Below are 14,920 nucleotides of genomic sequence, written 5' to 3'. Positions count from 1 at the left end.
AAATAAAACACAAATTTGCTGTATATAGGCTACATTTTATTTAACTGCATATGAATACTGAACGATGAACAAATCTAAGGCCTTATCATCACAAGAAACGAATCAGTTATTCACAATATTAAAAGGTAGATTTGAACAGAATATGAATCGTCACCCAAATTCAATTTGGAGTGATGTTGAAGAAAAATTAATGTATAACCCTGAAAAGTTATGGTCTATTCACGAAATGGAGCGCACTGGCGGTGAACCCGATGTGGTTTTATCCATCACATCTGATGGTGTTTATAGATTTTATGATTGTTGTATCGAAACACCTAAAGGACGTCGAAGTCTTTGCTATGATCGGCAGGCTTTAGATGCACGTAAAGAGAATAAACCTGTAGATAATGTTATTGATATCGCTCAGGCTATGGGCGTGCAATTATTATCAGAACAAGAATATCATCATTTACAAACGATTTTTAATTTCGATTTTAAAACATCAAGTTGGGTTGAAACGCCTGAAACTGTTCGTAATCAAGGTGGAGCATTGTTTTGCGATTACCGTTATGGACAAGTTTTTACTTATCATAATGGTGCTCAATCTTATTATGCATCTCGAGGTTTTAGAGCATTTATAGAAATTTAATGAGAGAGTTAAGCTAGAAAGGTTGATGCAAATATCAAATGATCTAGCTTTAAAAGCTTTGATCTTTTGTTACCAATTGAATTGATCATTTGTTTTGTATGGATGTTATTTTAAATCATGACCACGTAGATGATAAAAGAGTGGAAAATATGCAAAGAAAATTGATCCATATATCTGTCTTTTCTTTATTTTTCAGTAGCCTATTTTTAAGTGCATGTAATGCGAATAATGATGCTATTGCAGAAATGAAACCTTCGCAGGTCAAACAAAGTTATCGAACTGAACAAATTGCAACTTTTGAAGAACCGTGGGCGATGGCGCAGCTTGCTGATGGTCGGTTGCTTATTACCGAAAAGAAAGGACACGTTAAATTATTTGATCCCCAGACTCGACAAAGTATTGATATTTCAGGTATTCCTAAAGTTGCTTATGGTGGTCAGGGCGGGTTAGGTGATATTGCTTTGCATCCTAATTTTGAAAAGAATCAATGGGTTTATTTGAGCTACGCGGAAGCAGGGAAAGGTGGCTACGGTGCTGTTGTGGTACGTGGTGAACTCGATCTATCAGATCAGAATCCAAAAATAAAAAATATAAGTAGAATTTGGGAACAAGTTCCTAAAGTTTCAGGTCAAGGGCATTATTCACATCGTATTCTATTTGGTCAAGATGGTAAGTTGTGGATCAGTTCTGGTGAGCGGCAAAAGTTTGAGCCTGCACAAGAGATGCAATCCAATTTGGGTAAAATTTTAAGATTAAATGATGATGGACGTCCTGCAGAGGGTAATCCATTTATAAATCAGGGTGATATTGCCAAGCAAGTTTGGTCTTTGGGACATCGTAATCCTTTGGGTATTGCTTTTGATGCACAAGGTAAATTGTGGGATGTGGAAATGGGGCCTCGAGGTGGTGATGAGTTGAATGTTGTTATTCGTGGTGAGAATTATGGCTATCCTATTGTTTCTAATGGTGATCATTATAATGGTTTACCTATTCCAGACCACCATACTCGTCCTGAATTCAAAGCGCCTGAAATCAGTTGGACACCTGTTATTTCTCCATCTAGTTTGATCTTTTACCAAGATAAATTGTTTCCACAATGGAGCAATAAAGCATTAATTGCTGGTTTATCTTCAAAATCAATTGTTGTGGTTGATACGGCTCAAAGTCCAGTGGTTGAAGTTCAGCGTTTAAAGATGAAGCAAAGAATTCGTGATTTAGAAGTTGCACATGATGGTAGTCTGTGGGTACTTGAGGATGGAAAAGATGCTCATTTATTGCAATTATTACCTGAGTAGCGATATAGAACTCAGTCTAAAAGTGAATTAAGATCAAAAGTTAAGCATAAAAAAGCCCCAACATCCTGTCGGGGCTTCTTTGTATCTATTCATTATTGTAGTGAACTGCCTGTTGACTACTTATGCGTCCATCTATTTTGTGCATTGCTTATTGACCGTTGTTGTTATTCTTGATCATTTGAAACGTCCTGTTTCTTTATGTAACTATAATATCGATTTTGCGAAACTCAGAACAGCTGCAAAACGCCTCATCATTTGTACGTTATGGCGTACAAAGAAGTATAGATAGTATGCTAATCTTTTGATCTAAAAATAGATATTTGAGAATAAGAATGCCTGCAGTCCAAATTGAAGTCAGACAACAATATGATTTGAAAATTAAAAATACAATTATGATTAAAATTAAACCCACGTACTAAAAAAGCCCAACAACCAAAGATTGAGGGCTCATTTAGCTTACATATTTTTGTAAATCGTATCTCGTCTATCAACATCTAGAACTAATACAATTAATTCATCATCAATAACTTGGTATACCAATCTATATCCTGCTGACTTCAATTTAATTTTATATAGATCAACAGATCCACTCAGCTTATTTTTAGGAATTTTTGGATTTTCTAGAACTTTAGCTAGTTTCTTCAAAATTTGTTCAGCAATATCAGGATTTAATTTACTAAACTTTTTTCTTGCGGTTTCTTTGAATCTCAGCCTGTAACTCATCGATTGTAACCTCAATTACTGGTTCATTTTCGACTTGTTTAGCTAGTTTTAAAAGTTCCTGATCTTCAATTAAATCCATCATTCTTTCGTACATATCAGCTGGAACGCAGTAAAAAGCAGGGTTATTCCTATTCAGAATAGCTACAGCTTCACCGAACCCATTGTTGACGACTTCCATCGGATTCTTTTTCAATTCAGAAATACTAGAAACAAATCGACTAAGGATTATGTTGTTCATGATTTACAGACCCTCTTATGGCTTCAGGTTATCAATCCAAAGCTAAATCACTATATAAGATACTCAAGTTAAAAACCAATTACAAGACCTGTTTAAAGATCATTTAAAACATCATAAAGAACTAAAGGGCAGTAACGACGAACTATTTTAAGGACTTGGTATCCGTGTAAACCATATTGTGGTACGCCACGGAGTTCCTAAAGCTATGTCATAGGATTGAGAATTATTTCTCGGATACACTGTCACTGTATTAAATGATAATGACTTTCCAAGCTCTTCTGAACGTAATGCAAAACAATCAGATGATAATGAAATCATTCAAATTCGCTTACCTCATAATTTGTATTAAATTTTCATATTGTGAGATTAAGTTGCTAAATAAGTATTTTAGCTTCTATTAAATGGTTTAAACAGGCGTATACTGAGCAGACATAAGGAGTGATTATGTCTGAAATATCTGAATCCTCAGTTTATATTGAATACGGTACAAAACCTTTTATTGCAATTTTACTGTCGCTATTTTTAGCAGGTTTTGCGGTATTTTCATCACTCTATTGCGTACAACCGATGATGCCTTTTCTGGCAAAATTCTTCCATATCACGCCAACACATAGTAGTTTTCCGCTGTCATTTTCAACCATTGCTTTGGCTTTAGGCTTATTGTTTGCAGGGCTTATTTCAGATCGTTTTGGTCGTAAGCCCATCATGGTCATTTCTTTATTTTCCACAGCAATATTATTGTTAATCAGTGCTTTTTTACCCTATTGGGAAGTTTTTCTCGCTATACGAATGATGATTGGCTTAGCTGTGAGTGGAGTTGCCTCTGTTGCCATGACCTATATTGGCGAAGAAATTGCACAAAAAGATGTTGGCTTTGCGATGGGACTCTATATTTCAGGTACAGCAATCGGTGGAATGAGTGGGCGTTTAATTGCAGGAGTATTACTGGATTATATTTCATGGCAAGCAGCAACCATGATTATCGGTGTGCTCAATCTATTGATTGCGATCATATTTTATATTGCTTTACCTGCATCTAAACATTTCAAAGCCTATCCAATTCAATTCTCACGCTTTATAGAATCCTTTAAAAAGAATCTCGCTGATCCAAAACTACGTTTGCTTTTCGCACAAGGCTTTATCTTAATGGGCTGTTTTGTAACCGTATTTAATTACATGAGTTACCATCTTTTAGAAAAACCTTTTGAACTATCACAAACATGGATTGGTCTTATTTCAATCGCATATTTATCAGGGATTTATAGTTCACCACGCGCGGCAGAGTGGAGTCAGAAGTTTGGTCGAAGTAAAGTGCTTATTGCCATGTTTTTAAGCATGATCATCGGCTTATGGATCATGTTCATTCCATCACTTTGGGTCATTTTGATTGGACTGTTTATTTTCACATTTTCATTCTTTGCGGCGCATTCTACTTCGAGCAGTTGGGTGTCTGTGCAGTCTTTACAATACCGTGCTGTGGGTTCTTCACTTTATTTGTTCTGCTACTACCTTGGGTCTAGTGTTTTAGGGAGTGCAAATGGATTGGTGTGGGAAAATTACGGATGGTTTGGGCTGACACTGATGATAAGCGGCGTTTTGCTTCTTGGTTTAATCATTGCTTTTAAACTGAAACAGCTTCAAACCCGTACGGAAATTTCATCTCAAAGTTGATTGAAAATAGATGAAATCTACTGTTTTTTAATAGATATGAATTAAAAAATATAAATTGATTTACATGTTTTTGTTTTTGAGTGTTTTTTAATCAAGCAAGATGAATGTAATTCATGGTAAAATGATCGGCTTTCATCTTAGATCTCTCCCGATCGCCAACTGCCAATCGAGATAATTCGCCATGTCTACCGCTTATACTGCTCAGACAGCGCCTACAGCGTTGTTTGATTATGACAAATATTGGGCATCGTGCTTTGAACCAGCACCATTTTTGCCAATGTCACGCGAGGAAATGGATCAACTCGGTTGGGACAGTTGTGACTTTATTTTGGTTTGTGGTGATGCCTATATTGACCATCCATCATTTTGCTCAGGCATCATCGGACGTACATTGGAAGCTCAAGGCTTCCGTGTCGGAATTATTGCACAACCTGATTGGACTTCAGCTGAAGCATTTAAAGTTTTAGGCAAACCTAATATCGCTTGGGGTGTGACGGCAGGCAACATGGATTCGATGATCAACCGTTATACGGCTGACCGTAAAATCCGTTCGGATGATGCATATTCACCAGATAATTTACCGAATAAACGCCCTGACCGTGCAGCAACAGTCTACTGTCAGCGTTGTCGTGAAGCATTTCCAGATGTTCCAGTTCTTTTAGGTGGTATCGAAGCATCTTTACGTCGTATTGCACATTATGACTATTGGTCAGATAAAGTACGTCGTTCAGTATTGATGGATTCTAAAGCAGATCTACTCATGTACGGCAATGGTGAGCGTTCGATTGTAGAAGTGATGCATCGTCTTGCCAAAGGTCAAAAAATTCACGAAATTACTGATGTTCGTGGTACTGCATTTATTGTCAATAAAAATAATCGTGCGTCTAAGGCACAGTTTGTAGAAATTGCGTCAAATGATGTCGACAGCATTGGTCGTGTTGATCCAATCATCAATCCTTATGTGATGACTGAGGATTTGGATGGTTGTGAAATCGAGCAAGGTAAAGGCAATTCACTGGCGCAATATCAAAATTTCCAAAAAGAAATTGTTGCCAACCCGATTGTCCGTGAAGGCGATGATTTGGATGAAAATACCCAAATCGTTCAATTACAACCTACATCTAAAGCCATTAAACATAAATTACCACCACGTGAGTTGGCGGTGATTCGTTTGCCTGCATTTGAAGACGTTTCAAATGATCCAGTTTTATATGCACATGCCAATCGTATCTTGCATCTTGAAACCAATCCAGGAAATGCGCGTGCAATGGTACAAAAGCATGGTGAACGTGATGTATGGCTCAATGCTCCACCGATTCCGTTGACCACTGAAGAAATGGATTATGTGTTTGACTTGCCTTATGCACGTCTGCCACATCCTGCTTATGGTAATGCACGTTTCCCTGCATTTGATATGATCAAATTCTCTGTCAATATTATGCGTGGTTGTTTTGGCGGTTGTACGTTCTGTTCGATTACAGAGCATGAAGGGCGTATTATTCAAAACCGTTCTGAAGAATCAATTTTACGTGAAGTTGAAAAGATTCGTGATACTGCACCGGGTTTTACAGGGATCATTTCTGACTTGGGCGGCCCAACTGCAAATATGTACCGTTTGCATTGTAAAGATCCTGAAATTGAAAAGAACTGTCGTAAACCATCATGTGTTTATCCGGGTGTTTGTCAAAACTTACATACGGATCATGCACCTTTGACTCAGTTATATCGTAAAGCACGTGAACTCAAAGGCATCAAAAAGATTCTGATTGGTTCAGGCTTACGCTATGACTTAGCGGTACTCAACCCTGAATATGTGAAGGAATTGGTTCAGCATCATGTTGGTGGTTATTTAAAAATTGCGCCTGAGCATACCGAAAAAGGTCCATTGTCTAAGATGATGAAACCGGGGATCGGGACGTATGATCGTTTCAAGCAAATGTTTGATCGTTTCAGTAAAGAAGCAGGTAAAGAACAGTATTTAATTCCGTACTTTATCGCAGCGCACCCGGGTACGACTGAATATGACATGATGAATTTGGCGATTTGGTTGAAAAAGAATGGTTTCCGTGCTGATCAGGTACAAACCTTTTACCCATCGCCAATGGCCACAGCAACGACCATGTATCACACGGGTAAAAACCCCTTAGCAAAAGTGGCGCGTTATACTGAAGATGTGGATATTGTGAAAGGTGAGAAGCGTCGTCGTCTGCATAAGGCGTTCTTACGTTACCATGATCCAAACAATTGGCCATTATTACGTGAAGCTTTAAAAGAAATGGGTCGCCAAGATTTAATTGGTAATTCAAAACAGCATTTGATTCCAACGTATCAGCCTGCGGGAACAACTGAAGGTCAGTATCAATCTGCACGTAAGAAGAATTCGACAGTAGATGGTGATTCGCAGAAGCGTAATGGTGATCATCGTAATCAACAAGCGAAGAATCAATCGCGTCCATCGAATACCAAAAAACGTCCAGAACGTGGTCAGATTTTGACGCAACATACAGGGCTACCACCACGCGAAACAGGTGATAAAAAACCGTTTGGTGGCAATAGCAAAGGGAAGTCTAAGCCAAAGAATCGGGCTTAATTTTTGAAATGAAAGAGGATGCGGAAGCATCCTTTTTTTATTGATTCAGTTTTAAACAAGAATTTTTTATTACATCTAAAAAATTAATGTAGTGGATTTATATAGTGTGATGTGTTTCACTGTTTTTTGATTTAAGTTTGTATCTTTAAAATGAATAACTAAAACAGGTCATAAAATGAAAGCATTTATAACAAAAGGTTGTTTTACCGATCATGGTGGAAAAATTGATCAAGGTGATGATTCATGGGGCGTTGAAGGGAAGGCGGTTCATCTTGAGGGAATGACTCATTACTGTCCTAAATGTAACGTTGTGTCTAAAGCAATTGCTTCAGAAAGAGGGTTCATATTGGTTAATGGGCGAAACGTCATTGTTGCTGGTGATATTTCGACTTGTGGTGCTAGATATATGAAGATTTCTGATTTAATTGTACGTGATACAGGTTCTAGTTTAATAAACAATTTGCATAATATTACTAATAAGTTGAGATTTGATGAGTGTGTACAACTTATTGATCAAGATGATGGTACACCATTAGTAAATGTTTCATATTATTTAAAAAACTCTAAAACTGGGAATATCGTAGCTAAAGGTATAACAGACCAAAAAGGGTATACTGAAAGAATCTATACAGAAAAATCAGAAGAAATTGATATTTATATTGGAGAAATAGAGTGACTCAAGGCACATGTAAAACGAATAAGGAGCCCGATTCAATTCATAAGCAACCAGTTAGCCTAAAAGAATATTTAATTTGTATTTATTATCATCCATTTTATAAGGATTATGATAAAGCATTTCAAAGAGCTTCTACCTACTGCTTATCCCAACTTAAATTACAATATTGTGGTGATAATTTTATTTTTCGAGAATATCAAATATCTTATGCGCGAGATTTAAAGAGAATTTGGGCCAAAATATATTTAGAAATAAATAAAAATGCTGCAAAAATAAAAGAAATGCATATTTTTAGTCATGCTAGTAAATCAGATGGGAGTAATGATGGGTTAGAGTTCCTTAGCACTAGAGATAATAAAAATAAAGTTATTGAAGATGGTACGATTTCTTATACTGAAATATCTAGATTAGAAAAGTTACGCTGGTCTATAAATGCTAATCTTATCTTACATGGATGTAATACTGGCATAAGAGGGAGTGAGCCTCAATCTATTGCTGATGTATTTGCAATAAGTCAAGAGAAGTGTAGAGTTCATGGTCAAAGAGGATATGCTTATTTTTCTAAAACTTTAGCTGTATATGAAGAAACAACAGCTAAGGATCAGAAAATTTATCTATGGTCTTACAAACGAGGGAAAAATGGCTATTTCGGAAATAATAAACAAATTCCTGCACTTATTGTCGAAAAGAAAAAGTGATCACATAAAATGAAGAAAAAAATTGATATATTATTTCTAATCGTTATTTTAAATTTAGTGGGAATTTTTTTAATGTATGCGAATTCATTCATAACTAAAAATAACCACCATTCTTTATCAATAGATACTATTTTTATAATAATTTCTTTGATTATATTGCTAATTTCTATTTTTTCATTAAAACCAAGAGTAATAATGATGAGCATACTTGCTCTTATACTGAGTATAGCTATGAATATTTTTAATATTAAAATTGGTTATGAAACATGGATAAAACGAGATCAGCCCGCTATTTTTACGTGGTAAGAAGCTAAGTGGAAAACTACAATTATTGGATTACAGTTTATTCTGTTGTTTTTACGTTGTTGATTGCTTCATTGAGTATAAATTCTATTTTTTTCATCAAAGATAAAATTAATAAAGTTCTATCATTTTTTGTCTTTTTAGGCATATATATGCGTTGGCTTTAAGTTATTTCTTTGAAAAATCCTCTATCGGTTATACACAACAGGAAGTATTACCAACCTTTATTTATAAAGGATATAACGCATATCTTTTTCATGGTAATGTTTACTTATTACTTGCATTAGTGGCTTTAACCATTTTAGTTACTAGATTGTTTATAATTAGAAAAAAATAGAAGCATATTTCCTATAAAAAACAATGATTGAGTCAAAAATAAGCAAAACTGTGGATAACTTTTTTAGAACTGTGGGTAAAATTTTGAATAAAAATCGAACAAAAGTCGTATAAATTGTTAGACAATAATGTTGTAATTTTATCGGATTAAGTTGTATTTAAAAATGAAAATGAGTATAACAATAATTAAAACCTATTCATTTATTACTTATGATAAGTGAATAAAATAAAGCTATGATTCAATTTATAATTAAAACTGAGACTTATGTCACATTGATTTTTTTGAAGTGAAATTTTAAGTCAAGATTTATAAGTGTTGTGTTGCAGTTCGTAGTGATTTTATCAAAGTGTTTGAACCAAAGGTATTAATTCATATATTAATATTACTGGGAAAAATAAACGGTCTAGAAACCGAATTATAAGAAAGGAAAGAGGACATGGATATGATGATTATTATAAGTATTTTCATCGTCGCTGTCGTAATCGTCATCGTTTATAAAGGACTAACGAATAAACGATTGAGTGATAGCGCATTAAGACAAAGAGCTGTCTTTAATTCGATTGAGCAACTAACCTTTATTCGTCTTAAAGAAATCTTATCTGAAGCTAATATTTTGGCACATGTGTCATTTGACGCATTAATAACAACCAAATTTCAACATACCCGTAGTAAATATCAAAAGATGTTTGCTGATTTTGTGATTTTAGACAAAGATTACCGTGTAATCGCCATCGTGGCTTTAGATGATCAGACATCGACAAAACGTGCGAATGAAGCGAAATATCAAGAAGCCTTATTACAATCTGCGGGTTATCGTGTGATTCGTTATAGTCATGTTCCTGAATATCAACAAATCAGAGATAACTTTTTAATTGAATTTTCTGACATCAAGTATGTAAAACAAGAGCAGTTTGCAGACTTGGGAAAGCTTGAACAGTACCATAATCAGGTCTCAAGACAGCGTGTTTATGGCTAAGCAAAACAACCAATAAAAAAATGCATGTCCGAACATGCATTTTTTATTGCAACACTGAAAGTGATTATTACGATGTCTAAAGTTGAGCTTTACTCAGGTTTGACTGCAACAACAGTCAGCTCCACTAAAACACGTGGATCATAAAGTTTTGCTTCGACGCAAGTACGGGGTAATGCATCAATATCAGCAACCCAAGCATCCCAAACTTCATTGAACGCTGCATAGTCATTTTCAATGTCTTTTAAATAAATCGTCACCGATAAAATATGGCTTTTATCTGTGCCAGCATCGGCAAGAAATTGGTCAATGATGTCGAATGTTTGTTGCGTCTGTCCTTTAATGTCTAAGTCAAAGTCAGAAGCCAATTGTCCTGCTAAATGCACCAAATTACCTGAAACAGCAATTTCAGAAAAACGATTTGAGACATGCAAACGTTGTACAGCCATCATATTTCTCGAATACAAATTATTAGGTAAAGTTTACGTGATCATGGTCATTCTGCAAATCTAGTTTGTTGCAATTGATTAAGTTTGTGGCGATTTTGAAAATGCATCGATTCGGATCAAAAGCTTGGTTTGAAAGATCAATATGCAATTGTATTCAGGACAGATAATCAAATTGCCTAAGTTTAAAAAATGAATCTGTGCCATTCTCAGTTGATTTAAACAAAAAGCAATCGAACTGTGTATCGGGCATAGTTGTTTTAACTGCTGATTTTTAGAAATATGTGTGGTGATATACGTGGTGTACATAACGGGTCTCGATATTATTCTGAGTTGATTGTTTTAAGCGTGTTGTGAATGGCGGGGCACCATTCACAAGCGGGGTTTTGTGATTATTGATTTGTGATTATTGAGGTGGGGTATAGGTTTTTAGCTCACGTTCAGGTTTATTCCCAATGCTGTACCAATCAATATGGCGAGTAATAAACATCACAACTGCGAGAACAACGAAGGAGATAATTGAACCCATTAAGAAAGTCTTGCCTGAAGATTGCAGTAACATATACATAATGGCGTATAAGCTGCTTAAAATGATGCCAAACAAAGCAGCAGCTTTGATGCCTTTCATTACAAAGTATAAATACCAAGTCATTAAGCCTATACAAGCAATCGCCGCAACGATATATGCCCATGCAAAGGCATAATATTCACTGATCGAAAGCAGTAGAACAAAGAATATACCTTGCGCCATGGCCACTAATGAGTATTGAATCGGGTGAATTCGTAAGCTTTTCAGCACTTCAAATAAGAAGAAGCAGCCAAAGGTGATGATGATAATCACAATGCCGTATTTAATTGCACGATCTGTTTGGGTATAGACATTCACTGATTCTAAAAATTCAGTTGTTAGGCCAATTTTTTCATGTCCTGCTATTTCATACTCACTGGAATTTGCAGTTTGAACGTAATTGCTTTGAGCGAATTGGCGAGTACATTCATTGCTTTCACAGTGGATGAATTTATTTAGGTTTTGATGACCTAGGGCAATATTTTTCCATTGAGCATTGAATTGCTGTTGAGTGCTGTTTTTTGCATACGGTAAATTCTGCCCATCGTATTTAATATCAGCCCAATTGCCTTTAGCTTGATAGCTCACACTGCGACTGGTTGGAATAAGGGTAAATCTATTTAAACCTGTCAAATTTGCCGTTAAATCAAAATGAAAGCCATTTTGAATGGCAGTGATCAATTCAGGGTATTTTTTTGCAGAAATACTCATAAAATCAAATCCTGAGCTATCATTGCCTTGCGGACTCATTTCAAAAGCATAGTCTTTATTCAAAATCTTAAGCGTGGGTTGGTTATCTAAACCACGTGGGTCATGGACTGGGAAAATAATTTCGGCACGATCCCAAAGATAATTTTTATTTTCTAATGGCGGTTTTTGGAAGATGCCTTTCGCTGTTAAATTGGCTTGGTAACTAATTGCACGATAAATCGTGCGTTTGTAGGTATCGTCTGAAACATTAAAGTTTGAGGTCCATTGCGTGCTATCAGCGCCGATATACATCCAACTTTCTTCTGTACATGGATGAGCCTTTTTTTGTTCATCCAAACACGTTTTTTGTTCCTCATAAGGGACGTGTATATAAGGTGAAACAATGGTTTGCGGGCTGATATTGTTTTGTGAGATTTCTTTAAGAAAGGCTTGTTGGTAGCCTTGGCGTTCTGATACGAGGCTAGTAATGAAAAATAAGCCACCCCAGAACATAGCGACCAATATAACGATTGCAATGATTTTAAGGCTAAGGAAATTAGAGCGCATAATGATTCCTGATGATTTGTTTTTTTCAGGACTAAGTATGTGAAAGTGAGATGGTTTTTGTTTGAGTTAGTTTTGATTTTTAGGTGAAGTTTAGGTGAAGTTTAGGTGAAGTATTTTAAATCTTAATCTAACAATTTATATAAGAATTCATGTTTTTAAATCCGATTAAGGTAATAGAATAGTCACCAATACGCCTTGTTGATGCGGTTGAATGTTCGAAATATGATTGGCTTGAATATTTTGAATATCAATTTGCCCATGATGTTGTTCAATCACTTGTTTGACAATGCTTAAACCAATACCTGAACTGCGTTGCTGGGTAACTGGGCGAGGCAATGAAAAATAAGTATCAAAGATTTGTGAGAGGGCGTATTCAGGAATCCATTCACCTTCATTAAAGATCTGCAATTGAATTTTTTGCTGAGTTTGGTGATGCAATTGAATCAGAATTTTTGCAGATTCTGCTGAAAAATCTAAAGCATTGTCCAAAAGATTGGCGAGTGTTTGTTGTAACCAAAACCGATCTGCTCGAATCATACAGTCGGCTTCAACCTCCAATAAACATTGAATTTTCTTGGCTTGAATTTGACTGGCGTGTTGATCTAAAACTTGTTGTATCAGTTTGGACAAATTAAATTCTTGAATCTCAATTTGATGTTTGGATTTTTCTAAACGTGTGAGCAATAACATGCGGTCAATTAAGGTTTTTAAGCGTTGGCTTTGACCATGAATATGACTTGCAAACTGTTGTTGATCATTCAATGGCAAATCTTCTTTGAGTAATTCTGCACTGGCTTGAATCGCTGTGAGTGGGCTTTTTAATTCATGGGTTAAAGTGTTGACATAGTGTTCGACATAGGCACGATCTTCGAGTTTTTCGCGCATATTTTCAACCGCTTGAGCCACCTGATTCAGCTCTTTGGCTGAACGGAAATAAGGGGTTTGATTCACAGGAGCAAGTGCCTGAGCGTATTTCCGAACGCGGTCGATACTGTGTTTAAGCCAATAGGCAACCAAACTGGCAAGAAATAAACTGAGTAAAGTAATCCATGCGGCTTGGCGCAGTAATTGATCTTCAGCCCTTTGGATATAAGGTTGTACAGAGCTATTGGGTTTACCAATACTCACCACACCAATCAATAGTTGTTGCTGATTCGGCATCGTTTGATAATAAATCGGTGCAGCAATAAACATGGTGCTGCTATTGGAATCATGTTCATAACTGCGAGTTGAGCGTACGCCATATTTACCTTGAAGCGTTAGATAAACGTCATTCCAGCGTGAATAATCTTGCCCAGTGGCGATGCCTTGTGAATCGTAAATTACAATACCCTTAGCGTCAGTAATATAGATTTGTTGGTTAATTTCTTTTTTATTGTGTTGCCAAATTTTCGCATTGAGTTTTCGATTCAGCCCTTTTTGAATTTTTGCATCAAATTGCGCTGTACTGACTTTATTCTCATACACATCTTCAGCGACTAACATCGCAATAATATTGGCATTTTCAGCCAGTGTATCTTCAACCACTTGGCGGACATTGGGTTTAACTTGCTGATTAAAGGTATAGGACATAAACCACAGTCCAAGCAAGATAATTAAACCGAAGAAAAACCAAATACGAATAAAGATAGACATTTTTTACACGATCCGTTTTAGGCTATAACCGAAACCACGATGGGTCATAATCGGATCATATTCTGCTGAAATCTGTTTGAGTTTTTGCCTTAAACTTTTGATATGTGTATCTACTGTACGTTCTAAACTATGTTCAGGATGTTCCCAAATATGATCCATCAATTGTTGGCGACTAAAGACTTGTTCAGGATGATCGATTAACAGCTTCAATAGACGATATTCATAACGAGTAAGTTGCAATGCTGTACCGTGATAATGAATTTGTAGTGACTCATCAATACATTGCCAAGCTTTAGAGGGAGTAGGTTGTGGATCAATACGGGGTTGAGTGGTTTGCAGTTGGTTTTGGATTTCCATCCTGCGCCAAATCGCTTTAATACGCGAGACAATTTCACGTGAACTAAAAGGCTTAGTGCAGTAATCATCTGCCCCAATTTCTAAGCCGATAATGCGGTCAATTTCATCATCTCGTGCAGTTAAAAACAGCAGTGGCGTGTGGTTAAACAGGCGAATTTTTTTACAGACATCAAAGCCATTTATATCGGGCAGGCCGATGTCTAAAATAATAAAATCGTAAGGTTGCTGTTGAATAAATTCAATGGCTTGAGTACCAGTATTGGCCCAAGTCACCTGCCATTCTTCTCGTTCTAGTGCATAACGTAAGGGCATCAGAATCGCGGCATCATCTTCAATACATAGAATCTGTTTTTTATTATTCATCTGTCTTTAAATGTTCATTTGATCATTTTGAGTGTACTGAAATTCTTTTTTTTAGGCGAATGAATTTTATGTGAAGTTTAGATGAACTGAGTGATTGAATTAAAAATTTTGTGTTGTGAGCGAGGTTAAAACGAATCTATTGCAGAGAAGGGTAACCATGTG

At 36.1% G+C, this 14,920-nt stretch carries 14 protein-coding genes and 1 pseudogene; 8 read left to right on the top strand and 7 right to left on the bottom strand.

Features of this window, described 5'->3' with window-relative positions; translation table 11 throughout:
- Positions 1-64: 64 nt before the first annotated feature.
- Both ACY45D_RS16825 and ACY45D_RS16820 read left to right on the top strand, forming a co-directional pair.
- On the top strand, positions 65-628 hold the full coding sequence (locus ACY45D_RS16825; protein ID WP_463107734.1) for a DUF4256 domain-containing protein: 564 nt from the start codon (positions 65-67) through the stop codon (positions 626-628).
- Positions 629-777: 149 nt separating this feature from the next.
- Entirely contained in the window at positions 778-1,923 is a 1,146-nt protein-coding gene (locus ACY45D_RS16820) for a PQQ-dependent sugar dehydrogenase (RefSeq protein ID WP_463107733.1), read from the top strand.
- A gap of 456 nt (positions 1,924-2,379) precedes the next feature.
- On the opposite strand, the gene ACY45D_RS16815 is transcribed toward ACY45D_RS16820, so the two are convergent.
- Together ACY45D_RS16815 and ACY45D_RS16810 are read right to left on the bottom strand one after the other, a co-directional pair.
- Positions 2,380-2,646 (bottom strand): type II toxin-antitoxin system RelE family toxin, encoded by a 267-nt coding sequence (locus ACY45D_RS16815; RefSeq protein ID WP_089604171.1) that lies wholly within the window; start codon positions 2,644-2,646, stop codon positions 2,380-2,382.
- Positions 2,600-2,884 carry a type II toxin-antitoxin system Phd/YefM family antitoxin gene (locus ACY45D_RS16810; protein WP_089604170.1) on the bottom strand — a complete coding sequence of 95 codons (285 nt, stop codon included), beginning with the start codon at positions 2,882-2,884 and terminating at the stop codon, positions 2,600-2,602. The genes ACY45D_RS16815 and ACY45D_RS16810 overlap by 47 nt, the downstream gene beginning before the upstream one ends.
- 232 nt (positions 2,885-3,116) lie before the next feature.
- Here ACY45D_RS16810 and ACY45D_RS16805 point away from each other — a divergent pair.
- From ACY45D_RS16805 to ACY45D_RS16780, 6 genes and pseudogenes are all read left to right on the top strand, one after another.
- Positions 3,117-3,233 (top strand): annotated as a pseudogene (locus ACY45D_RS16805) (hypothetical protein); the annotation flags it as partial.
- A 95-nt stretch (positions 3,234-3,328) separates the two neighbouring features.
- A complete protein-coding gene (locus ACY45D_RS16800; protein WP_463107732.1) occupies positions 3,329-4,555 on the top strand; it encodes an MFS transporter in 1,227 nt (408 codons plus the stop codon).
- A gap of 181 nt (positions 4,556-4,736) precedes the next feature.
- Positions 4,737-7,145: a YgiQ family radical SAM protein gene (locus ACY45D_RS16795; RefSeq protein WP_463107731.1), complete on the top strand. Its 2,409-nt coding sequence runs from the start codon at positions 4,737-4,739 to the stop codon at positions 7,143-7,145.
- 175 nt (positions 7,146-7,320) lie between these two features.
- The gene (locus tag ACY45D_RS16790) at positions 7,321-7,821 is read left to right on the top strand and encodes a PAAR domain-containing protein (RefSeq protein WP_463107730.1); all 501 of its coding nucleotides are present in this window, start codon (positions 7,321-7,323) and stop codon (positions 7,819-7,821) included.
- Positions 7,818-8,519: a hypothetical protein gene (locus tag ACY45D_RS16785; RefSeq protein ID WP_463107729.1), complete on the top strand. Its 702-nt coding sequence runs from the start codon at positions 7,818-7,820 to the stop codon at positions 8,517-8,519. Before ACY45D_RS16790 ends, ACY45D_RS16785 begins: the two co-directional genes overlap by 4 nt.
- Positions 8,520-9,601: 1,082 nt before the next feature.
- Positions 9,602-10,135: a DUF2726 domain-containing protein gene (locus ACY45D_RS16780; protein WP_463107728.1), complete on the top strand. Its 534-nt coding sequence runs from the start codon at positions 9,602-9,604 to the stop codon at positions 10,133-10,135.
- A gap of 89 nt (positions 10,136-10,224) precedes the next feature.
- On the opposite strand, the gene ACY45D_RS16775 is transcribed toward ACY45D_RS16780, so the two are convergent.
- From ACY45D_RS16775 to creB, 5 genes are all read right to left on the bottom strand, one after another.
- The gene (locus ACY45D_RS16775; protein ID WP_010114950.1) at positions 10,225-10,581 is read right to left on the bottom strand and encodes a RidA family protein; all 357 of its coding nucleotides are present in this window, start codon (positions 10,579-10,581) and stop codon (positions 10,225-10,227) included.
- Positions 10,582-10,659: 78 nt separating this feature from the next.
- Entirely contained in the window at positions 10,660-10,887 is a 228-nt protein-coding gene (locus tag ACY45D_RS16770) for a hypothetical protein (protein ID WP_463107727.1), read from the bottom strand.
- 97 nt (positions 10,888-10,984) lie between these two features.
- Positions 10,985-12,403 (bottom strand): cell envelope integrity protein CreD, encoded by a 1,419-nt coding sequence (gene creD, locus ACY45D_RS16765; protein ID WP_463107726.1) that lies wholly within the window; start codon positions 12,401-12,403, stop codon positions 10,985-10,987.
- Between the two features lie 165 nt (positions 12,404-12,568).
- On the bottom strand, positions 12,569-14,038 hold the full coding sequence (creC, locus tag ACY45D_RS16760) for a two-component system sensor histidine kinase CreC (protein WP_463107725.1): 1,470 nt from the start codon (positions 14,036-14,038) through the stop codon (positions 12,569-12,571).
- A 3-nt stretch (positions 14,039-14,041) separates the two neighbouring features.
- Positions 14,042-14,758: a two-component system response regulator CreB gene (gene creB / locus ACY45D_RS16755; protein WP_463107724.1), complete on the bottom strand. Its 717-nt coding sequence runs from the start codon at positions 14,756-14,758 to the stop codon at positions 14,042-14,044.
- Positions 14,759-14,920 lie beyond the last annotated feature (162 nt).

It is taken from the genome of Acinetobacter sp. BZX-2 (assembly GCF_055179795.1).
The sequence above is the reverse complement of the archived record's forward strand: the minus strand, read 5'-3'. Positions and strand labels throughout refer to the sequence as shown.